Below are 21,753 nucleotides of genomic sequence, written 5' to 3' on the forward strand. Positions count from 1 at the left end.
TTATTAGGTAATCATTTGGTATAATTTGTTTATTTCGAATTCCGTTCCTAACTTTTCTTTAGAAAGATTATTAGTGAATTTCGTTCTTAATTCTTCATTATCAATTAATTTTTGAATACCTTTTGCAATTGAAAGATAATTCATATCTACGATAAGCCCATTTTCGTTGTGGTTAATCTGATCCTTTGCTGTGGTAAAATTAGTTACTACAATAGGTTTATTTAAAATCTTGGCTTCATCGATAGCTATAGATTTACCTTCAAATCTGGAAGGTTGAACGTAAATATCGGCTTGTTTTATATAAGGATAAGGGTTTTCTTTAATTCCCAGTAAAACGAAGGAATTATGTAAATCATTCTCTATGATCAATTTTTGTAATTTTGAATGTTCATGCCCTTCTCCAATAACGTACCAAACAATTTCATAACCACTGTTTATTAAATATTTACAGGCTTTAATCGCCATCTCATATCCTTTTTGATAGTTTAATCTTCCTACAGTAACAATTGTGTTTTTAACAAGTGGTTGATTTATCTTTGCTAAAGACATTTTGTTCACTATTTTAGGAGAAATGATATTATGCATAACCGTCACCTTTTGACCAAACAAAGGGAACCTTTTTCTTAACACACTTGCACACTCTTCGGATACTGTCACTAAAAAATCTAGTTTTTTAAAGTAATTGAAGTCTATTACAGAATCCATCCCCAATTTGTCATAATCATTATGGATAAAACCAATCTTTTTTTTTGCATTCACCTTATCTATACAAAAATATATTGGATTTTTTTCTAAATATCCAATCGCTGCATCATAGGTTTTATCTAAATTTTTTATAGAGCTGGAAAGGAATTTCCAAACTTTTTGTTCACATTTAGCTCTATTCTTTTCTTTTTTAAATATGTACCCAGCGCGAATTCTATAGCAAATAGTTTTTAACTTACCTGCTTTAAAGCATTCTGTTATAGCTTTTTTATAAGACATATCAAAGTATTGAAAACCTTCGGGTTCTTTTAATAAGTTAACGTTTTTTGGTATTTTATTAAGGAACAGTCCTTCTTGTTTAAACAAAAGCAGATCAACACTATATTGTGAGTAATCTATCGTTTCCAAAAGAGATATTAGAGCTTTTTCTGCTCCACCACAATTTAAATTGTTTATAACAAATAATAGTTCTTTCTTCATTATGAACACCTACCTAACTTTACATAAGTTCATATAATTTATGAATTTCTCCTTCAGTTCCTATTTCTTCTTTAGATAAATTGGTAATTAACTTATCTTTTAAGCTTTCATTATTTATCAATAATTCGATCTGTTCCGAAAGACCTTCTGGGTTCATATCTGAAATCAATCCATTTATTCCATTTTTAATTTGATCTTTTGCAGTATCGAATCTGGTTACAACTATTGGTTTGTGAAGGATTTTTGCTTCGTCTATTGCAATTGATTTCCCTTCATATCTTGAGGGCTGTACATATATGTCTGCTTTTTTTATATAAGGATAAGGATTTTCCGTAATTCCCAATAGTTTGAAATTATCAATCAAATTATGAATTTTTATTAATGATTCTAATTCTTGTCGCTCTTTACCTTCACCTAAAACCAACCATCTAATTTTTAATCCCTTTTCAATCAACAATTTACAAGTATTAATGGCAATATCTATCCCTTTTTCATTACTTAACCTTGCAACGCTAACAATATTTATATATTCTTTATTGAAAATCACTGTGTCTTCTATATCTTTAGCAGCTAATTTATTTATAACTTCCGGTGATACAATATTATGGATTACTTTAATTTTTTCCTTTATGCTGAAAAAATTTTCTTCGAGAGCACTTGCACATTCTTCAGATACTGTCACTATTTTATCTAATAGATTAAAATAAGGATAATCAAACTTAGGATTCATACCCGAATTTGAATAGTTAGTATGTATCCAACCTATTCTTTTTTCTGCTTGAACTTTATCAACTACAAAGTATATGGACGATTTTTCAAGATAACCAATAGCTATATCATAATTTTTTTCTAAAAATTCAAAGGATATTTTTTGATTTTTCCAAGTGTACTGTTCTGAAAGTGCTGGAGTTTTTATGATTCTATTTTTCATAGTAAACATAATTCTATTAAGTACTAATTGGACCTGTCCCTTTTTTAAAAAGTGAACAATGGATTTTGAAAGATGGGTAGTAAATATTTTTCTGTTTTTTGATTCACTCAATAAATTCACTTTTGAAGGTATAGAATTTATAAATAATCCCGTGCTATTGAATAAATATAAATCTACGTTAAACTTATTGTAATCAATCATTGAAAGTAAATTAATTAAACTTTTCTCCCCGCCTCCTGCTGAAAGGCTTGGCATAACAAATAAGAGATTTTTTTTCATGAATTCTCCCAACTATTTAAGTAGCTCATCCAAATATTCTACTGATTTATAAGACATCTTCTTAACTTTTGGAACAGAATTATATAAGATTTTCTTTATTTCATTTTCTTCTTTTACCATTTCTTTAAATTTATTTATTAGTATCTTAGTATCTGATAATTCTTCTAGTCCTAAAACCAATTTTTCTTCACCAAATATATCATTTGATATTCCTTTTGACTTTACGCTATATCCTAGTACCAAAGTTGGTACATAATTAGAATATGCTGCAATCGTTGCATGGGTTCTTGCTCCTATAAAAAATCTCATTCTAGCAATATAACCTTTATATTGAATTGCATTCAGATCATTTGGTAATAAGATAATTTTCTTAGAATCCTTAAATTCATGATAGAATTCATTCAATATTTCAAAATCGTTATTCTGTTGTTCTGTAACGTGAGGTGTAAGCGCAATTGTAAAGTCTGTTGAGTTTAAAATATGATTAATAAGTTTCAAGACTGCATTTTTTGAATCTTTATTTTTTTTCATAATTAGTGGGCTAAAATTAAGTCCTATTGTGTTACCTTCTTGCCAACCATTTGGTAATGGTAACTCTTCTTTTTCCATCGTAAATGCAGGATCTGCACATAACTTCACATTAGATAACCCTTTCGCCTTTAACATACTATAAGTGATGGTTTCGCGAGCAAGTATTAAATCAAATAATTTTAAATCTTGAAGTTTTCTTTCACTCATATCCTCTTCCCCAATTGAACATCCCCACAAAACTAACTTTTTCCCTTTAGCTTTGACTCTTTTATTAATTTCATACCAACCTGGTTGCTCACCGTAACAATAATTATCTCCACCAATAGATAGACAAACATCCGCTTCTTTGATGTGTCGAATAGTCTTTTTATGAATTTCTCCTAATGCATAGGACTCATTATTAAAAAGCTTTATGTTAATAGAAGATAATAACCATTGAGGAGAGTACTTTTTAATTGAGGATATCGATCCATCAAAGATTTTATCTAATTTTAAAATACCTTTATCTGTTTCTGGCTTTCCAGATGCTAAATATACTTTTGAATTTTCTAACGATTCCTTTATTAAAGAAGTCGAGGATCTTACGATAGCCTCACATCCTCTATTTAAACTACCATCGTGTGCAAACATTAGTATTTTCATTCAAATTTATCTCCCTGAATATTATTTATTTCTCAACCTGCTGTAAGAAGTTACCAGATAAACACCTAACAAATTTTGATTTTTCATCATTCTTATAAGCAACCTTTCATAATTTCCAATTGAACTATCTTTTTCTTGAGTGTAGAATGATAATGCTTCTCGAACACAATTGTTACTCAACATCTTTTTTACATATTTAATTCTATTACTAAAACTCATTTCTTTTGTTGGTGATAAATAAATATGGATGTACGATAAAACGCTGCTAATAAGCTTAACCGCCTGATGCTTTTTAACATTTTTTTGATTGATATTATTTAACAATTCTTTCGGAATTATAGTATTGTAAACCTCTAAAGCTTGATTAAAATAATCTTTTTCTGCAATATTCCTTGTTGCACTCCCTAATACATCTCTATAATAGTACCCTGAATAGTTTATATAAATAGAAGTATCCGATCTAGAAAAATAATTCATATTGAAGAAACCATCTTCCCCTAGTTCCATATTTTCAGGGAATGAAAGATTAAACTCCTTAATTAATTTATTTTTATAAAGTTTATTACAAACGCTATTTAAATTATCTGACTTTAAAAAGTAAGCCATTATATGAGTTTGTATAAATTCCTTATCTAGTAAAGTGGATTCAGGAAAAGGAAAATGAGTTTTTATCTTATGTCCTTGAATTTGCATCTCATAATTTGATATTACAGAATCATAATTTTCTTTTATTGCAGTTTGATACAAATTTTCAAACATAGTTTCTGCTACAAAATCATCAGCATCAACAAAACCTACATATTCCCCGCTAGCTAGCTTCAAACCTTTGTTACGTGCTTTGCTTACTCCTTGATTTTCTTGATTTATTAAAATTATTCGAGAATCTTTTTGATTATAATATTCAATTGTTTCTTTGCTCTTATCTATTGATCCATCATTTATAAATATAAACTCACATTCATAAAGTGTTTGGTTTAACAGTGATTTGATACAATATTCAATGTATTCTCCTGCATTAAATACGGGGATAACTACACTAACTTTTATGTTCAACATTAATCATCCCAATCTTAATTAACTGATACTATATAACTTTTCTAACTCGATACTATTACTATAATTTGTTTCTTTGGTATTTTTTATTAATAATTCACGTAAATTATTATTATTTTTCAATTTTTCAATACCTTTAGCAATCCCATTACCGGATAACTCACATATGACCCCGTCACTATTGTTTTCTATCTGACTATGTGCTGTTGGATAGTTAGTTATCAATATAGGTTTACCTAGTATTTTTGCTTCCGTAACTGTAACAGCTTTCCCCTCATACCTTGATGGTTGCACATATAAATCAGCTGCTTTTATATAAGGATAAGGGTTTATTTTTTTTCCTAATAAAATAAATCGGTCTTCAAGTTCATATTTTCTAATTAATTCTCTTAATTTTATCTCGTCCCCACCATACCCAACTACATACCACGATATATTATTTATGCCTCTGTTTTTGAGCGTTTTCATGGCTTCGATTGCTAGGTCAATACCTTTGGCATGAGATAACCTAGCTACTGTAATGATTTTGAACCTTTTATCATTAATTAATGGATTAGTAACATTTTCATTGGCCATTTTTTTTATAAAGTCTGGAGAAGTAATATTCTCTATAACATTGACTTTTCCGTGCAAGGTTGGATATTTAACCAAAAATGATTGTTTACAAGCTTCAGATACTGCAATTATTTGGTCAAACATATCCCACATTTTTAAGTCTAACTTTATATTTGTTTCTACAGTAGAATAATCCGTGTGAATCCAAGCTATTTTATTTTTCGCTTTTACTTTTTTAGCAACAAAGTAATGTGGCCATAAGAAGCTGATAGCCGTATCATATTCTTTGTCTAATTTAGGTAAAAATGGAAGGGCATATTTCCACATCAATTGCATTTGGTAATAACCAGGCTCTGAATATTTTTTTATTTTACCTCTTATAACAGCATTTAATCTCGAAACAATTCTCGTTATTCCGATTGCTATTTTCTTATCTACCATTGTTTTGATTATTGATTTTCTGAAAGTGGAATAATGAGGATCTTCCTTTATTAAGTTAACTTCCTTAGAAATTAAATTCATAAATTCACCGTCATGCTTATAAAGCATTAAATCAACCTTATAATTTTCATAATCAAAATTATTCAGCATACTTACAAGACTTCTTTCTACCCCGCCAACTTCCATATCAAATGAGGAAATTAATATATTTTTCATTTTCCCCTCCTAGTTAACCCATTTTCTAATTCTTGCAATTCTTTCGCCACCTATAACTTTAGCTATTGTGTGTTTGATTTTACTTTTAATTCGGTCTTTCGCTGGCAGCCAACTCTTATAATAGTGGTGTACGGCATAAGTTTTCTGTGAGTAATATGTTCGACAATTAATATAATCATATGGAGAAAAATATGTTTGAGGATAAAATACTCCAAGTTGTTTCAATTCTTGATATACTCCATTTCTTATCAAACCTAAATTTTCCATTATATTGGTTACTATAGCAACATTTGTTAATTGGTCCAAACTCCCATCTTCTTTAATGAAATTCTTTTTCTCGTATGAATCAAGAAATATTTTTATTAGCTTATTTCCTTTTACTGCACCTATTGTGCTTGTTGCAATATAATTTTCCTGTTCAAAGCCCCAAAATGATTCATGATGAAGCAAATCATCGAATGGTTTAAAGACTTCTACATCAGTATCTAAGTAAATCCCACCGAAATGATATAATGCATGCACACGTGCATAATCACTGACAAAAGCAAATTTCCCCGCAGTATATGCCTCTTGTACATACGAATTTATATGAAGATTAAAGTTATCTTCGTTCCATTCAATAATTTCATAATCTGAAAGATGTTTTCTCCAACTGTCCATGCATTTTTCTACAATGTCTGGCTTATCTTTTCCACCAAACCAACAATAGTGGATGACTCTGGGGATATCGTTGTTTATATTCATGACTTATTCCCCTTGTTTTGCCATTTTATAAAATCAATTAATGGTTTGTACTGAGAAATCTGTTCTTTCTCAAGACCATTCCTTTTTAATTCTTGAACAAATTCAATCCATTCTTTTTCTAAATAATATGGAGCCATTGTTGTCGTTTCTTGTTTTAATAATGAAACAAAATCGACATTCAATACGTGTGCAATTTTTTCCATAATATGAAGTGAGGGATTACGATTTAAGTTGCGCTCTATGTTACTTAAATAAGACTTTGATATATTTGCCTGTTCAGCAAGTTCAGATAAGGTATATCCTCTTTTCTTTCTTAATTCTGAAATATTTTTTCCAATCATTTGGTTACCTCTTCATTATTTTTTTCAATTAACTTTCACCTTCGCTGTTCGAAAGGATTAATTGCTCTTTTTATTGTATGAATGACTCTCATTTGTTCATCACGAGTCATATTTGATCCGGATGGTAAGCATATTCCCGTATAAAATAATTGTTCAGAAACATTTGTCTGTCTACTATGAGGATAGTAACGGCAGGCATCAAATAGTGGCTGCAAATGGAGAGGTTTCCAGACATGCCTTGCTTCAATATTTTCATCTTCCAATGCCTTAAGTAATTCCGTTGTAGAACTCCCGATTTCTTCGTCGTTTATTGTAACTGCAGTCAACCAGCGATTAGAATGAGTATTTGCTAATTCAGGCATGAATTTAAAACCGGGCAGGGAAGCCAATTCCCGATGGTACAGATCGTATATTGCCCTTCTGGCACTTACTCTTTCTTCTAATACCTCTAATTGACCTCTGCCAATTCCTGCAAGTATATTACTCATTCGATAGTTATAACCCATCTCACTATGTTGATAATGTGGAGCTGTATCTCTTGCTTGAGTAGCTAAAAATCTAGCTCGGTCCAACGCTTGTGTATCATTTGAAATCACCATTCCTCCACCAGAGGTTGTGATTATTTTATTTCCGTTGAAAGAATAGATTCCGAATTTACCAAATGTCCCACTTGCTTTTCCTTTATAAGTGGCACCTAATGACTCGGCTGCATCTTCGATGATTGGGACTTTATACTGATTACAAATCGTTAAAAGCTCATCCATTTTTGCGGGTTGTCCATATAAATTAACGATGATGACGGCTTTAGGTAGTTTTCCAACTTTTACAGCTTCTTTAAATGCTCTTTCTAAAGCAGAGGGTGACATATTCCAAGTTTCAGGTTCAGAATCAATGAAAACAGGTTCAGCTTCAAGATAAAGTATGGGGTTGGCAGTTGCTACAAATGTTAGACTTGAACAAAAGACCGAATCCCCTTTTCTCACACCCAATAAAGAAAGAGCCAAATGAATCGCTGCAGTACCGGAACTGACTGCAACAGCTTCTTTGACTCCTACATATTCTGCTAATTCTTTTTCGAAAGCATCGAGATTTGGTCCTAATGGTGCAATCCAATTGCTCTCAAAAGCTTTTTTCACATACTTCTCTTCATTTCCGCTCATGTGGGGCGGTGAAAGTAGAATTCGCTTTTTTGTTGTTACATTTAACACACTACACACCTTCTATACCTATTTTATTTTTTCATAATTGCAGGAGTTCCTACCGCTAGACTATTAGGTGGAATTTCATTTATTACAGTCGCTCCTGCTCCAATAACAGCCCATTTTCCAATTATCACATTGGGGATCAGTGTTGAACCGGCACCAATATGAACTCCTTCATCTACTCTTACCGAACCAGTTAATGTCGCATGGGGTGATATATGTACAAAATCACCTATTTCGCTATCATGTTCTATCACAGAAGCTGTATTGATGATTGAATGACGGCCAATTTTAGCATCAGCATTGATGACAGTTGATGGCATGACTACTGTCCCTACTCCTATCTTTATGCTTGGACTAATAATGGAAGAAGGGTGAATCACCGATACATAATAAGAATCAGGTATATTCAATTCCTCTACAACTTTTTTACGAATATGGTTATTACCTATTGCAACAATGAATTTTATATCCTTGAATTGCTCTAATAAATCGGATACGATTGAAAGCGGTGCAAAAAACAGATGACCTTTCACGATTGTTCTATCATATTTATCGTCTAGGTATCCAATTAATTCGTAACCATCAGCTCTATCAATCATGTCCTTTATAACTTTACTATGACCGCCTTCCCCAATTAATACAATTTTCATCCCTGCCCCTCTCTTTCCTGATTATCAGATCCCCTAAAGGGAAGCATGGTTTCATTTGTCCCTGAATTTACTCCTTCAGATCTAACCACTTTTACTATCGTGAGTAATAATATTTTAAAATCGAGTAAAAATGATTGATGATTTACATACCAAACGTCCAATGTGAATTTTTCTTCCCATGATATCGCATTTCTACCATTTACTTGTGCCCAACCAGTTATACCAGGACGAACATCATGTCGTTTAGCTTGATCGTCGTTATATAAAGGAAGGTATTCCATTAATAAAGGACGTGGTCCGACTAAACTAAGATCACCTTTAACAACATTAACTAACTGTGGCAATTCATCTAGACTTAACTTTCTAAGTGTATTTCCAAATCTGGTTAATCTCAAATGGTCAGGAAGGGGTATACCGTGTTCATCGGTTTGATTATTCATGGAACGAAATTTATAAAGGGTAAAAGGCTTTCCATTAAAACCTGGTCTTGTTTGTTTAAAAAGTATAGGCGTTCCAAGGTTAAACTTTATTAAAATTCCTAGTATCATCATTATTGGACTTAGGATAACCAATAAAATAAATGAAATTAAAAAATCAATTATTCTTTTCATAATCTTCACTTCCGAGATTTTTATTTACCATTTGTCATGACAATTTTTTGTTTGATTTCTTCTATTATAATAGATACTTTCATATCTGATTGATTACCCAAGTTGTAGGCAACTAATAAAATATCTTTAAAGTTATCCTTCTTTGCTTTTTTGCTCATCCTTTACACCATTTTTCTAATTATTTGGTATTAAAAAATCCTCGCTTTGTATTAAGCGGGGATTTTCCAATTCTTCATTTATTTTATATCCATCAGGATTACGTGATTGCCATCTCCAAGAATCCTCACACATTTCGTGAATGCTTTTGTTTGCAATCCAGTTTAATTCTTTTTCCGCTTTTTTAGGGTCTGCATAACAAATGGCGGCATCTCCCGGCCTGGGATGTGTAATGTTAATGGGGATTTTCACTCCTGTTGCTGATTCAAAAGCTGACACTACTTCTAAAACGCTGTATCCTATTCCGGTTCCAAGATTATAAATATTAACACCGGTGGATTTTATAGTTTTATCCAGTGCTGCTACATGGCCATTTGCAAGATCAACTACATGTATATAATCTCTTACACCTGTCCCATCTTTCGTTGAATAACCATTCCCGAAAATATTAAGTACATTTAACTGACCTACGGCCACTTTAGTGATATATGGCATTAAGTTATTAGGGGTTCCGCTTGGATCTTCACCTATCATACCGCTTTCATGTGCCCCTATTGGATTGAAATATCTCAGGATTGTAATGCTCCATTCATTGTCTGAAATATATATGTCCTGAAGAATTTCTTCGACCATTAATTTTGTCCTGCCATATGGATTCAAAGCTTTTAAGGGAAATCCTTCTGATATTGGAACTGTATCCGGCAATCCATATACAGTGGCAGATGAGCTAAATACCAGTTTTTTTACACTATATTTTTGCATAAGGTCACAAATTATAATGGTCGTAGTGATATTGTTTTTATAATATTTCAAAGATTCTTTAACAGATTCACCTACCGCTTTAAGTCCGGCAAAGTGGATAACTGCATCAATTTGATTTACTAGGAACACTTTTTCTAAAGATTGCGAATCTAAAAGATCTAAATGATAAATCATGATGGATTTTCCTGTTATTTCACAAACACGTTTTAGCGATTCGGGTTTACTATTAGAAAAATTATCTACCACAATAATCTCATAACCTTCATTCAAGAGCTCTATGCATGTATGGCTGCCGATGAATCCAGCTCCACCTGTTACTAATATTTTCAAGAAAAGCCCTCCTCTCTTTATTTGCAATATATTTTCTACCTAAAATAAATTATTAATTAGTTCACTTTTATACAAAATATTCAAACTGATAACATTTTCGTAAAAATAAAAAACAAAAAATAAAACGAGAATTGAATAATATAAGAGCTTTTGATCTTTTTCACTAAATAATTCAATTAGCCAGGAAATCAGAATTAGTTGATATAAATTAAAATAAATTGAAATCCTAGCAAATATCCATTGTTGTGTGGAAATAATCATAAACACCAGTCCCAATAAAGCCATATTCACTATAAAGTCGCTCTTAGGAAATATTTTGCGAAGTTTATCTTTACCCAGGTAGGCAATTAATAATGGCGCTGCACTGACTGCTACCCTAATTACACTAGCCCCACCTTCATTAAAATTAGAATAGTCACTATACTGGGTATCTTGTAAAGCAGAAAATAAAAACGATGTAAATTGCCCAAAACCAAGGACGACAATGACCGAAAAAGATAACCAGGCAAGAGTTGATTTTGTCCATGCCTTTGTTCTAACTAAAAAATAAATGGGTATAAGGATAAGGGCACTTTGGTGAAATGTAGATGCAATTAGTACAATTAATGTGTATTTCACAAAATTTCCGTTTAATAAATATTTGGTAGCTGTAAAAATAATGGCAGCTGCAAGCACTTGCCGTATTCCATTCATTGATACTAAGTGCAAACCACCTGTAATATATACAAAGGTGCTTAGTTCAAAAAGTCGTGAATATTTATATAAAACCATGACAATTAAAACATTTGTGATCATAGCAGTTGTAAAAATCAGTATCTGAGGGTCATCCGAGAATTTCTTTAATAACATCTGCAGAATGCCAAATCCCATATCCTTTTGTGAAGATATATACTCCCAAGTAAAGTCATTTTCGATATAAATATTTTTATAATTGAAAGTATCACCAATGTTGGTCCTTAGTCCTGAAACGCAAACTATACACAAAATAGCTCCAAAAACTAGTACTTTATTTGGCTTAAAAACATACAAACCAGTCTCCGTGTTAAGTGAATATGTTGAAAAATACCTACCTAAATATGAAAAAATAAATACGATGGCGAGATTGATCCAAAGTATGGTCATTTAACATTAATTCCTTTCAATTAACCTAGTCCTTGTTTTACTGATGATCAAAGCATATAAAAGTATGCCTAATGGAAAGGCCAAAACAGTGAGTGCTTTCTTAGGAGTTTCAATGAACAGCTTCGGGTTTTTCATTAGTAGGTTGCTTGATACATAATGAATGGCTTGCTTATATTTGAAAAGCTTCCCTCCAAAAGGTAACTTCATAAGCTCTTTCCGGTAAAATGAGAAGCCTCTAGGATTTTTAAGATATTGGTTATACATATTTCGAGAGGATCCATCAGGAAGATATTCAACATGACACAGCACTTCATTCATCAGTAACAATTCATATTTCTTATCCAGCATATAGTATTTATATGCTAGCCCTACATATTTCTCGTTTTTAAAAACAGGATAGGGATATTGCTTCGTCAATTCTGTTCGATAAACCAATTTCTTGTCTCCTGTTACACCATATTTGTTATAGAGATCAAACAATGTAGAACTTTTTAATTTCTCTGGTAACCTTGACCCTATAATTTGATTATCAATTGTTGCATCTAAAGCTGCTATTCCACTTACATTTTCGTTACCATGCTTTCTCCAAAATGAAAGGATACTTTCTACTGCCCCATCCGCCATATAGTCATCGGAATCAATACAAACATTCAATTCCGTTTCAATTATTTTATAGGCTGTATTATGTGCACCATGCATTCCTTGATTTTCTTGCCAGTAATACTTAATATCAATTTTCTTTTCCTGAATCCAATGATGTGCCATTTCTTTTGTATTATCTGTTGATCCATCATCAATAATTAACCAAATAAAATCTTTATTGTTTTGACGTACTAAGCTCTTATAACATTTTTCTAGACAATAAGCCCTATTATAGGTTGGTGTAAACACTGTTAAAGTTTTCATATGATTCACCCTGACATTGATATATAAAAATCTTTTAGTTCATTGGCTGTTTCATTTATCGAATACCCCTGTTTGGATAATGAATCCGGTTGTATACTTCTTTTCGTATTGTTAGTAGTTAATTTCATTAAATGGGAGGTCCATTCTGATTTACTGGTAATGGGCAGAAATTTAATAAGATTGATACCCAAATCTACCTCTTTGGAAATTTGGTCCGAGATTAAGCAAGGCAGTCCAGCTGCCTGAGCTTCGATAAGTGAAACCGGCAATCCTTCATGTAAAGAAGGAAAGACAAAAACATCGAAGGCTTGTAGGACTTGATTTATATCACTCCGTATCCCAAGGAATTTAACTTTTTCTTCTAATTTATGAGCTTTAACCTTTGCTAAGATTTCTGGTTTCAATGGCCCATCTCCGACTAAAATCAAGTAGGAGTTTTCCTTTTCTCTAATAAAATTTGCAAAGATATCAATCAAAAAAGCATGATTTTTTTGTTGAGCAAATCTTCCAACGTGTCCTAAAACACATGCATCACTTTCGATATTTAATTCTTTTCTTAATTTCCATCTTGTCTCAGGTGAGAAAGAAAATAATTGGTATTCAATGCCGTTTTTTAAAATATTCGCAGTATTTGTCTTATCTTTAAATAACCACTGTGCTGCCTGTCTAGAACAAGCTAATAAATTTGTAGCATTGGGCAGGATCAATGTCCCTGCATACCATTTATATATCCTGGAAGCTAAGCCACCTTCACTTTGGGTGTTATGACTATGTGAAATTCTTTTTGGAATTCCTGCTTTTTTAGCTGCTTGAAGAACGATTCCGCTCATTTTATCCATATGGGCATGAACGACCTTATAGGAATGATTTTTCCTAAAGAATCCATCTAACTGTTTTTTATAAGCAAAGTGACCTACATCAGAAATATAAGGAATTCTATGAATCTTACCGCCAAGTTTTACGATTTCATCATCAAATACGCCTTCTTTGGATGTAAGAAAATCAAATTGAATTTTCGAGCGGTCCATATTGCGATACAAGTTCATGATCAAGGTTTCCGCTCCGCCCCTATTCATATTAACGACAACATGCAGGATCCTTAGTGGATTCCCCATACTCTTTCCTCCGTATCTTCCATGTATGATTTATATAGTTGGCTTTTAGCTTCCAAGATTTTTTTTGTACTATATTTCCTTTCCACCATTTTATAGCTACTTTCACCAAGCATTTTTCTCATACCCATATTTCCAGCAATTTTTATGACCTTATCAGAAAATGATTTTTCATCATTCCTGCCAATTAACCACCCATTTTGACCATTGAAGACCAACTCCCTATGGCCTCTATTTTCATTAGCTATTATTGGCAGCCCACAAGCCATTGCTTCCATGATATTTACCGGTAGTCCTTCTCTCAAACTTGATGCTACAGCGAGATCACTGATTTTTAATAATTCATCAATATCTTTCCGAAAACCAAGAAAATCAACCCTATTTCTAATTCCTAAAGAATCTGCAAGCATCTTGCATTCGTCTAATAATGCTCCATCTCCGGCCAATAGTAACCTTGCATTTGAAACCTCCTCTTTTATCAAGGAAAAAGCTCGAAGCAATAGTTGCTGGTTTTTGTTTTTATTGAACTCGGCTGCATAAAACATAAGGAAATCCTCTTCACAATACCCTTTTTCTAACCTTAGTTCAGTTTTCTTATTTGTGGAGACAGGATGATATTGATTTGTATCAACTCCAACACCAAAGATATGAGTAATCTCATGTGCCCTGAAGTTTCTTTGTATGGCAATTTGAAAATCTTCACTATTGATCGTAATCAAACAATCTGTCATTCTTGCTAAAAATTTTTCAATGGGATAGTAGACTAGCCAGTTTAGGATAGGAGCGCCTTTGAAAAAATGGAAGCCGTGTGCCGTATATAGCATTTTTGTATCACGTTCTCTCGCTTTCCGACCAGCAAGTCTGCCTAGAACTCCCCCCATTGGCGTATGACAATGAATGATTTGAAAATTATTGTTATCGATAATGTACTTTAATTCTTTGTATGCCATAATGTTTTCTTTTTTAAATGGAGACCTCTGAATGGGAATAACGTGCTTTTTATCAACAAATGGGAGATTCAAATCACCATGTGCTGCTGTATGAACCTTATACCCTTGCTCTTTAAACCATTTAAAATATGGCAAGTGAAACGCTTCAAAATGATAATCCTTTGTTGCACAAAATAGGACTTTCTTCTCCATCATTCACTATCCTTTCGATATCCTGTTCCTTGTATCATTCCATGTTTCGTGCAGCAATATTTTCTTATATATAAGATCTTAATTATCGTTTAGTTGTTTAGTTGGAAACTTGCACAAGTAAAGGGGCAGTGTCACGCTCATTCGCCAGATCTACAAGTTTTTTTCTTAGTGATTCTTTATCCATATCAGGATAACTGTTTATAATATCTTCAATCTCCTTTGAATATAAATTCCCTGTCTTTCCTATGTAAATATTTGGATATATTTGTTTTTCATGAATTTCATCTTGATTCAACAGCTCTTCAAATAGTTTTTCACCTGGTCTTGTTCCCGTGAATTCTATTGATATATCATCTTCAGAATGTCCGGAGAGTTTAATCAAGTTTTTCGCCAAATCTACAATCTTCACTGGATGGCCCATATCAAGTACAAAAATCTCCCCGCCTTGTGCTAACGCCCCCGCTTGGATGACAAGTCTTGAAGCTTCAGGGATAGTCATGAAATAACGAATCATATCAGGATGTGTCACTGTGACTGGCCCGCCTTTTTCAATTTGTTTGGTGAATAGCGGGATGACACTTCCTCTGCTCCCCAGCACATTCCCAAAACGAACGGCTACAAACTTCGTTTTGCTTTCTTTATTTATTTGTTGAATCGTCATTTCCGCTAACCTTTTTGTGGAGCCCATAACACTGGTAGGGTTAACTGCCTTATCACTGGATATCATCACAAAAGTCTTTACTCCGCTCCAGCTAGCCGCATTGGCAACATTCCTTGTACCTATTAAGTTATTTTTGACGGCTTCTTCAGGGTTTCGCTCCATCAATGGTACATGTTTATGTGCTGCTGCATGATAAACGACATCTGGTTGATATTCTGCCATAACAGCCAGCATTTTTTTTTGATCTTGAAGATCAGCAATTTCTGTTAAAAACTCGATTTTTTTGTTTTTATATGTTTCTTTCAACTCCATTTCTATTGTATAAATACTGTTTTCACCATGACCGAGTAAAATTAACCTTGATGGATTAAATTTAGAAATTTGGCGGCAAATTTCTGATCCAATTGAACCTCCCGCCCCAGTGACTAGAATTACCTTTTCGGTTACATACTCTGAAATTACATCAATATCTAATTCTACAGGTTCTCTTCCAAGAAGATCTTGAACCTGTACATCTCTAAATTTATTGACTGAAAGCTTTCCTGTTAATAAATCTTCTAACATTGGGAGGATTTGAGTCTTAGCATTTGTTTTTGCACATTCATGGAAAATTCGATTCATTTCCTGTTTATTCAATGAAGGAATGGCAATGATAATATGTTCGATATTCAATGCTTCAACTTTTCCGGAAATTTTGCCCACTCCTCCCACAACAGGTATGCCTAAAATATCAAGATTATGTTTTCGTACGTTATCATCAATAAATGCTACTGGTAATAAATCCACATCATTATTCTTTAATAATTGCCGGGCAACCATCGTACCTGCTGAACCTGCCCCTATTATTAACGTTCTTTTCTTATTTTCATATTTGATTAAGTATTGATCTCTAAACATTCTCCAACAAAATCTTGATCCGCCTATCAATAGCATGTGAAGTAACCAAGTTACCGCCAACAACCTATAATATACATCTTGAAAAAGGAGCGCCTGTACGATTGATGTAGTAAAAATTGATACCGTAACAGTTTTGAATATAATGACTAATTCACCTATGCTCGCATACTCCCACGCTTTTTTATATAGATGAAAGGTAATAGCAAAAATATGATGGCTGAGGAGAATCGTAACAGAGCTGAGCACAATCGGAATAGTAAAAACATAAATACTGGCATCTACTAAAAATCGCCCTAAAAAAATAGCTGATAAGACAATACATGAATCTATTAATATAAAAAGTGATAGTCTTTGCTGATATGTCAATACTTTCCCCCCTTTTAGATCAATTTATTGTTACAGTTAAACGGAATTAAATGATAAAGTGCTAATGAATGCTGTCTTATTAAGACAGCATTCATTAGCACTTTAATAGAATTATAGGGCATTTAACCCTCCCTCACCCCACACTCTTGACGACTGGCGTCTAAGGTCTATTAAACCCACAGCATGATCGAGTGCCTCCGTTTATAATGGCAAGGAGACATCACCAAATACTTTATTAATTTTATTTTTGTTCGCAATAAAGAACATTACTATAAAAATTTTTTCGTCTTTATAGGATTTTCTTCAATAAATTGGTAAAGAGATTTTCTGGATTATCGTTTAAAACGACTCCTACAATCTTTTCTTCAACAAATTGAAGGATTCTTTTTGTAGCTAAAGCTTTTTTTAACTCTGTTTTGCCGTTATTGAACACCAGAATGATCCCATTGCAATAATTGGCCAAAATTTTTGTGTCTGTAACCTCCAATATTGATGGGGAGTCTATCAGAACAATATCGTATTGCTCTTCACACTTAACAAGGAAGTCCTGCATGATTGGCAACCCTATTATTTCGCCTGGATTGAAGGGTATAGGCCCACTTGTCAAAACATCTAAATCACCCATTCCCGTCCTGTATACAGCCTTTTCAAGAGATGTGAAATTTGAATCAGATAAAATATTTGTCAATCCTACTTTATTTGGAATCTTAAAAATCGAGTGAATTGCAGGATTCCTTAAATTAGCATCTATCAGTAAAACCTTTTCTTTGTTTTGGGCCATTGAAACAGCTAGATTTGCAGCAGTGGTTGATTTACCTTCTCCAGATGATGGAGAGGTTATCATGATGATATTCCGTTTTTTCGATACGGAGGAAAACTTAATATTTGTTCGAATCGTTCTATATTGTTCGGAGATAAAAGAATCCGGACTTGAAAAAGCTACAAGATTCCTTTTCTTTAGTCTATCCCCGATTTTTTGTTTATTCATCGTCATTCAAACCACCTCACAATTCTGCTCTTGTTTCTTTTGAATGTTTAGCTTGTTGCACTTCTTTAATTTTTTTTATATTGTTTTTACTGACATTCGAATTCTTTTTATTCATTTTAGATACATGTCCTATAACTGGAAAACCTATGATATCCTCTACTTCTTGCTCGTTACGAATTGTATAATCCAATGAATTCAATAAAAATGTCAGCCCGATGCCCAAAAATAAACCTATAATTCCGCTTTTTATAATTGTTCCATTATTGTCTCCGTTAATGGGCACTAAGTTTACCTTAGCCGGGGACAAGTTTCGTATTTTTTTAAAGTCCACTATATTAGGAGCCTCATTTTTAAATACTCTCGCCGTCGTATTGGCGATATCGGCAGCTGTATAAGGATTGGATGATGTGACGCTGATACTGACTACTTCTGATTCCTCTACACTGGTTACGTTTATAGACCCAGCCAATGCTTCTGGTGATAGCGGTAATTCCATTTCATCGATAACTTTCTGTAAAACTGTTGTATCTTTTATTATGACTTGAAGAGTTTTCATTTTATCTTGATTGGCTTCAATAATAATTCTCGTAGATGCCTGGTAAAGAGGGGTTGTTGTTAAAGTTTTCAAATATCCTGCCAGTATGAATAAGAGTGTGACAATAATGACGATCCAGATACGCCTACTAATGATTCCGATCAGTTCTTTTAAATTTATCTCTTTGGCAGGTTGTTGATTTTCAAAGTTCCTTTTTGAGTAATTTGTCATTGAACCACCTTTTCAACTTACTTTTCTTTATTAAGAACAATAGTGTTTTAAGCCTCGATGTAAAACAGCTAAAACTGTACTATTCTTCTTATGTGTTAATTTTCCTATGAATATATCCTTATTTTAGTTCTTTATAAAGAACGAGTCAACTAGTTATCTACTTTTATTTTAGAAATTCTTTCATGAATTTATCGTATCCACTTCTCTTGTTAGCAATTGTTTAAATAAACCTCTTTCTTTAGACAACTCACTATATTCACCGTTCTGTAAAATTTCACCTTTCTCTAATACGATGACTTGATCGGCATTCCTTATGGTGCTTAAACGGTGTGCAATGACAATGATGGTCATGCGGCCCTGTAAAGTTTCGATAGCTTTTTGAATTTTGGCTTCAGTGTCGTTATCAAGGGCGCTGGTAGCTTCATCCAAAACCAGAATCGATGGTTTACGTAATATAGCCCTTGCTAGAACTAGTCTCTGTCTTTCTCCCCCGGATAACCTAATGCCTCTATCCCCAATTACCGTATCTATATTTTGAGGCAATTTAATCACAAAATCAGCTGCGGCAGAAAATTCCAATGCTTCCCATATTTGTTGGTCGCTTGCCTTCGGATCGACTAAAAGCAAATTCTCCTTTATACTTCCATTGAATAAAAATGGATCTTGGGAAACATAACTAATCGATTTCCTTAAACCGATTAAATCTTTTCTAGAAAGTTTTTTACCATCAACTATAATCTCTCCCACATCAGGGAGCATGAGGCCCATTATTAGATCGATTAATGTGCTTTTACCTGCCCCGGATGGACCAACGATAGCCGTCAACCTATTAGCGGGTATTGCTATATTGATATTTTGCAGAGTATAGTCTGCTTCAGTTTTGTTATAACGAAAAAAAAGATCATGACATTCCAGTTTTTGTTCGATGACAATTGGCATGATATTCTCAAGACTATAAGCCTCTTTGTAGCCTTTCGCTTCACCTTCTATTTTCATAATGGATTTGAAAGCTGGTAAAGTTGAAGAAATATTTTCCATATTGCTTTGTATGGCTGTAAATCTAGGCCATAACCTTGAAAAAATAAGGATAATGAGTAAAAGTTCTTCCTGTTGAGCAGCAAAAAGTGTAATGGATAAAAAAACGAAAGATGCAATAAATAAGGCAGATGATACTTTATATGATAATTGAGATTTTGTGTTTAATTTAATATACTCAACTTGCTCGTCATTCATTTCTTTCGTTAAAGAACTGATCCAATTTACATGCGATTTCTCTAAATGATAGCTTTTTATATCCTTAATTCCATTTAACTGATCGGTAACGCTGGCTAAATATCTTAGTGCTAATTGAGACGTCCTACTTCCTAATGACTTAGCTTTTCGGATGAATTTCCTTGAAAATAAGGCCAGGACCAAACCAGCAACCAAAACGAATATTGTAATTTTCGGAGCTAACCAAAACGCCACACAAATTTGAATGAAAGTAAAGATCACTGAGGCTAATAATTGTAAGATTAAATTAATTCCTGCACTAACTCGTGCTAAATCGTTTGTCATGATATTTATTAAATCCGATTTCCGTGTTTTAATAAAGAACTCCCAGTTGGCATGTAATAATGACTGATACAATTGAATCCTTAAATGACTTATATATGCTTGCTGCATTCTCACATCACGTATTGTAAGATTTCGTTGCAGGATGTTTTGGAGAATCACTAAAACAATATAAAAACCTAAAATAATTGATAGACTTATCATTTTAGGTATCTCGACTATCCATGAGAGCGTGGAAGGAAGATTATTTGATAGATCTATATCTATAATTCCACTAACACTTATCATCGGTACTAATAAAAGAATGCCTACACTGTCCAATAAGCTAACAATGACCATTCCTAGCATATTGATAAAAAGTATTTTCCCTGTGAAAGTGTATAGCCTTTTGAAAAAGAACCACAGCTGTTTCATCTTATCCTCCTATGACATTTCGTATTCTCGTTTTTCTCCAAAACCATAAAAAAGGCCTCAAAGGAAAATATAAAAAATGGAACTTTTGAGGCAACGGCAAGGTTTTTGTATCCTCAAAATAAGGATGAAGAAAACTGAGGATGAATAACAGTTTATTCTGAAATGACATGAGTGAAAATAGATGCTTTTTATGATAACTAGCAATCTCTTCAGATAGTGGTTCATCATGAAGGTTAATGAATCGTTTAATATAAAATAGTGCTTCTTGTGCCAATCGATTGGAACGGTATTTTAATGTAAGATCGTTTACTTCCTTGTATATCGGTGTATTTAACAATTGGGAAGTCAGGACTAATGTTTGACCTGCAACATGCATATATTGATATTTTTTTAGCAGGCTAATGATTTTATCCCAATCCAATTTTTTTTGGCAAAGTCGGTCGATATCCACTAGCCAGCGAAGGCGTGACCATCCATGACGTGCCCCATGTGAAGTTAGAAATAAAAAGAGATCCTCATTACCTAAACAATATATCGGATATGAAGTAGTTAGTGAGCTAACCCTTTTTCTTAGCCATAATTCATTAAAAGTTGGTTCCTTGGCTGGACCTGGGTTTAAACGCCAATGAATTTCAAGTTTAATCTCTTTCTCGGTATGAAAATAGACAAAATGATGATGGCGCCACTTCCAATCATTTAATACGGTTTGTATATATTCATCTTTTACATATCCCATTTGAATTAAAAGGGACTCGATCTTTTCTAGATCATCGATGTTAACCAAAATATCAACATCACTTGACGTCCTTTGGGATATACCTCCATATAAGTCAGCTGCCAGTATAGGTCCTTTTAAAAAAAGCGTGGAAATTTCATTTTCAAAAACAACTCGAGAAATTCTTTCGATTTCCCCACTTAGCTTTAACATTTTAAAGGTGTTTTTTTGATAATCGTAGTACATCGATTGAGTTATAGGTGCAGGAATATAATTTGCGGATTTTAGTTTTGGATAAATAAGTGGGTAAACCCGATGATGCCTGGCTAGTTTCAAGAACAAATTCCAATCAATGTTTTGTTCTACATTAAATGGAGACTGCTTGTTTGTTTCACTTTTCAGACAATCCAATAAAAACTTTAATTCATTAGATATGCTTGAAGAATCGAAATTGGTTTTGTCATTCATTTAATTCCCT

At 33.0% G+C, this 21,753-nt stretch carries 21 protein-coding genes; all 21 read right to left on the reverse strand.

All coding sequences use genetic code 11. The features are described from left to right. Positions 1-3: 3 nt before the first annotated feature. Entirely contained in the window at positions 4-1,185 is a 1,182-nt protein-coding gene (locus OSJ91_RS14380) for a glycosyltransferase (protein WP_485889897.1), read from the reverse strand. A 19-nt stretch (positions 1,186-1,204) separates the two neighbouring features. Next, the gene (locus OSJ91_RS14385) at positions 1,205-2,395 is read right to left on the reverse strand and encodes a glycosyltransferase (protein ID WP_485889898.1); all 1,191 of its coding nucleotides are present in this window, start codon (positions 2,393-2,395) and stop codon (positions 1,205-1,207) included. Positions 2,396-2,407: 12 nt separating this feature from the next. Then, positions 2,408-3,568 (reverse strand): polysaccharide pyruvyl transferase family protein, encoded by a 1,161-nt coding sequence (locus OSJ91_RS14390; protein WP_485889899.1) that lies wholly within the window; start codon positions 3,566-3,568, stop codon positions 2,408-2,410. A 21-nt stretch (positions 3,569-3,589) separates the two neighbouring features. Next, positions 3,590-4,624, reverse strand: a complete 1,035-nt coding sequence (locus OSJ91_RS14395; RefSeq protein WP_485889900.1) for a glycosyltransferase family 2 protein — start codon at positions 4,622-4,624, stop codon at positions 3,590-3,592. Between the two features lie 18 nt (positions 4,625-4,642). After that, on the reverse strand, positions 4,643-5,833 hold the full coding sequence (locus OSJ91_RS14400) for a glycosyltransferase (RefSeq protein ID WP_485889901.1): 1,191 nt from the start codon (positions 5,831-5,833) through the stop codon (positions 4,643-4,645). A gap of 9 nt (positions 5,834-5,842) precedes the next feature. After that, a complete protein-coding gene (locus tag OSJ91_RS14405) occupies positions 5,843-6,577 on the reverse strand; it encodes a glycosyltransferase family 32 protein (protein ID WP_485889902.1) in 735 nt (244 codons plus the stop codon). Further along, complete coding sequence (locus tag OSJ91_RS14410) at positions 6,574-6,918, reverse strand: helix-turn-helix domain-containing protein (protein WP_485889903.1); 345 nt, start codon at positions 6,916-6,918, stop codon at positions 6,574-6,576. Before OSJ91_RS14410 ends, OSJ91_RS14405 begins: the two co-directional genes overlap by 4 nt. Positions 6,919-6,953: 35 nt before the next feature. After that, positions 6,954-8,126, reverse strand: a complete 1,173-nt coding sequence (locus OSJ91_RS14415) for a DegT/DnrJ/EryC1/StrS family aminotransferase (RefSeq protein WP_485889904.1) — start codon at positions 8,124-8,126, stop codon at positions 6,954-6,956. Positions 8,127-8,149: 23 nt separating this feature from the next. Further along, on the reverse strand, positions 8,150-8,773 hold the full coding sequence (locus OSJ91_RS14420; RefSeq protein WP_485889905.1) for an acetyltransferase: 624 nt from the start codon (positions 8,771-8,773) through the stop codon (positions 8,150-8,152). Beyond that, entirely contained in the window at positions 8,770-9,384 is a 615-nt protein-coding gene (locus OSJ91_RS14425; RefSeq protein ID WP_350298870.1) for a sugar transferase, read from the reverse strand. The genes OSJ91_RS14420 and OSJ91_RS14425 overlap by 4 nt, the downstream gene beginning before the upstream one ends. A 20-nt stretch (positions 9,385-9,404) precedes the next feature. Then, the gene (locus OSJ91_RS14430) at positions 9,405-9,542 is read right to left on the reverse strand and encodes a YwzD family small protein (protein ID WP_350298871.1); all 138 of its coding nucleotides are present in this window, start codon (positions 9,540-9,542) and stop codon (positions 9,405-9,407) included. Between the two features lie 16 nt (positions 9,543-9,558). Beyond that, positions 9,559-10,632: a UDP-glucose 4-epimerase GalE gene (gene galE / locus OSJ91_RS14435; RefSeq protein WP_485889906.1), complete on the reverse strand. Its 1,074-nt coding sequence runs from the start codon at positions 10,630-10,632 to the stop codon at positions 9,559-9,561. A 39-nt stretch (positions 10,633-10,671) separates the two neighbouring features. Beyond that, complete coding sequence (locus OSJ91_RS14440) at positions 10,672-11,754, reverse strand: EpsG family protein (RefSeq protein WP_485889907.1); 1,083 nt, start codon at positions 11,752-11,754, stop codon at positions 10,672-10,674. 6 nt (positions 11,755-11,760) lie between these two features. Beyond that, positions 11,761-12,660 (reverse strand): glycosyltransferase family 2 protein, encoded by a 900-nt coding sequence (locus tag OSJ91_RS14445; RefSeq protein WP_485889908.1) that lies wholly within the window; start codon positions 12,658-12,660, stop codon positions 11,761-11,763. 5 nt (positions 12,661-12,665) lie between these two features. Continuing rightward, the gene (locus OSJ91_RS14450; RefSeq protein WP_485889909.1) at positions 12,666-13,775 is read right to left on the reverse strand and encodes a glycosyltransferase family 1 protein; all 1,110 of its coding nucleotides are present in this window, start codon (positions 13,773-13,775) and stop codon (positions 12,666-12,668) included. Beyond that, on the reverse strand, positions 13,760-14,917 hold the full coding sequence (locus tag OSJ91_RS14455) for a glycosyltransferase family 4 protein (protein WP_485889910.1): 1,158 nt from the start codon (positions 14,915-14,917) through the stop codon (positions 13,760-13,762). The genes OSJ91_RS14450 and OSJ91_RS14455 overlap by 16 nt, the downstream gene beginning before the upstream one ends. Positions 14,918-15,011: 94 nt before the next feature. Then, a complete protein-coding gene (locus OSJ91_RS14460; protein WP_350298878.1) occupies positions 15,012-16,838 on the reverse strand; it encodes a polysaccharide biosynthesis protein in 1,827 nt (608 codons plus the stop codon). A gap of 289 nt (positions 16,839-17,127) precedes the next feature. Further along, entirely contained in the window at positions 17,128-17,826 is a 699-nt protein-coding gene (locus tag OSJ91_RS14465) for a CpsD/CapB family tyrosine-protein kinase (RefSeq protein ID WP_350298879.1), read from the reverse strand. Between the two features lie 16 nt (positions 17,827-17,842). Continuing rightward, on the reverse strand, positions 17,843-18,592 hold the full coding sequence (locus OSJ91_RS14470; RefSeq protein WP_413017955.1) for a YveK family protein: 750 nt from the start codon (positions 18,590-18,592) through the stop codon (positions 17,843-17,845). 180 nt (positions 18,593-18,772) lie between these two features. After that, entirely contained in the window at positions 18,773-20,560 is a 1,788-nt protein-coding gene (locus OSJ91_RS14475; protein ID WP_485889911.1) for an ABC transporter ATP-binding protein, read from the reverse strand. Position 20,561: 1 nt separating this feature from the next. After that, positions 20,562-21,743: a nucleotidyltransferase domain-containing protein gene (locus OSJ91_RS14480; protein WP_485889912.1), complete on the reverse strand. Its 1,182-nt coding sequence runs from the start codon at positions 21,741-21,743 to the stop codon at positions 20,562-20,564. Positions 21,744-21,753 lie beyond the last annotated feature (10 nt).

It is taken from the genome of Bacillus sp. T-10(2022), from assembly GCF_056502895.1.

What these genes read in the sequence shown, in the direction of transcription:
- OSJ91_RS14380 (WP_485889897.1), bottom strand. Translation starts at nt 1,185, where the DNA reads ATGAAGAAAGAACTATTATTTGTTATAAACAATTTAAATTGTGGTGGA.
- OSJ91_RS14385 (WP_485889898.1), bottom strand. Translation starts at nt 2,395, where the DNA reads ATGAAAAAAAATCTCTTATTTGTTATGCCAAGCCTTTCAGCAGGAGGC.
- OSJ91_RS14390 (WP_485889899.1), bottom strand. Translation starts at nt 3,568, where the DNA reads ATGAAAATACTAATGTTTGCACACGATGGTAGTTTAAATAGAGGATGT.
- OSJ91_RS14395 (WP_485889900.1), bottom strand. Translation starts at nt 4,624, where the DNA reads ATGTTGAACATAAAAGTTAGTGTAGTTATCCCCGTATTTAATGCAGGA.
- OSJ91_RS14400 (WP_485889901.1), bottom strand. Translation starts at nt 5,833, where the DNA reads ATGAAAAATATATTAATTTCCTCATTTGATATGGAAGTTGGCGGGGTA.
- OSJ91_RS14405 (WP_485889902.1), bottom strand. Translation starts at nt 6,577, where the DNA reads ATGAATATAAACAACGATATCCCCAGAGTCATCCACTATTGTTGGTTT.
- OSJ91_RS14410 (WP_485889903.1), bottom strand. Translation starts at nt 6,918, where the DNA reads ATGATTGGAAAAAATATTTCAGAATTAAGAAAGAAAAGAGGATATACC.
- OSJ91_RS14420 (WP_485889905.1), bottom strand. Translation starts at nt 8,773, where the DNA reads ATGAAAATTGTATTAATTGGGGAAGGCGGTCATAGTAAAGTTATAAAG.
- OSJ91_RS14425 (WP_350298870.1), bottom strand. Translation starts at nt 9,384, where the DNA reads ATGAAAAGAATAATTGATTTTTTAATTTCATTTATTTTATTGGTTATC.
- OSJ91_RS14430 (WP_350298871.1), bottom strand. Translation starts at nt 9,542, where the DNA reads ATGAGCAAAAAAGCAAAGAAGGATAACTTTAAAGATATTTTATTAGTT.
- OSJ91_RS14440 (WP_485889907.1), bottom strand. Translation starts at nt 11,754, where the DNA reads ATGACCATACTTTGGATCAATCTCGCCATCGTATTTATTTTTTCATAT.
- OSJ91_RS14445 (WP_485889908.1), bottom strand. Translation starts at nt 12,660, where the DNA reads ATGAAAACTTTAACAGTGTTTACACCAACCTATAATAGGGCTTATTGT.
- OSJ91_RS14450 (WP_485889909.1), bottom strand. Translation starts at nt 13,775, where the DNA reads ATGGGGAATCCACTAAGGATCCTGCATGTTGTCGTTAATATGAATAGG.
- OSJ91_RS14455 (WP_485889910.1), bottom strand. Translation starts at nt 14,917, where the DNA reads ATGATGGAGAAGAAAGTCCTATTTTGTGCAACAAAGGATTATCATTTT.
- OSJ91_RS14465 (WP_350298879.1), bottom strand. Translation starts at nt 17,826, where the DNA reads ATGAATAAACAAAAAATCGGGGATAGACTAAAGAAAAGGAATCTTGTA.
- OSJ91_RS14470 (WP_413017955.1), bottom strand. Translation starts at nt 18,592, where the DNA reads ATGACAAATTACTCAAAAAGGAACTTTGAAAATCAACAACCTGCCAAA.
- OSJ91_RS14475 (WP_485889911.1), bottom strand. Translation starts at nt 20,560, where the DNA reads ATGAAACAGCTGTGGTTCTTTTTCAAAAGGCTATACACTTTCACAGGG.
- OSJ91_RS14480 (WP_485889912.1), bottom strand. Translation starts at nt 21,743, where the DNA reads ATGAATGACAAAACCAATTTCGATTCTTCAAGCATATCTAATGAATTA.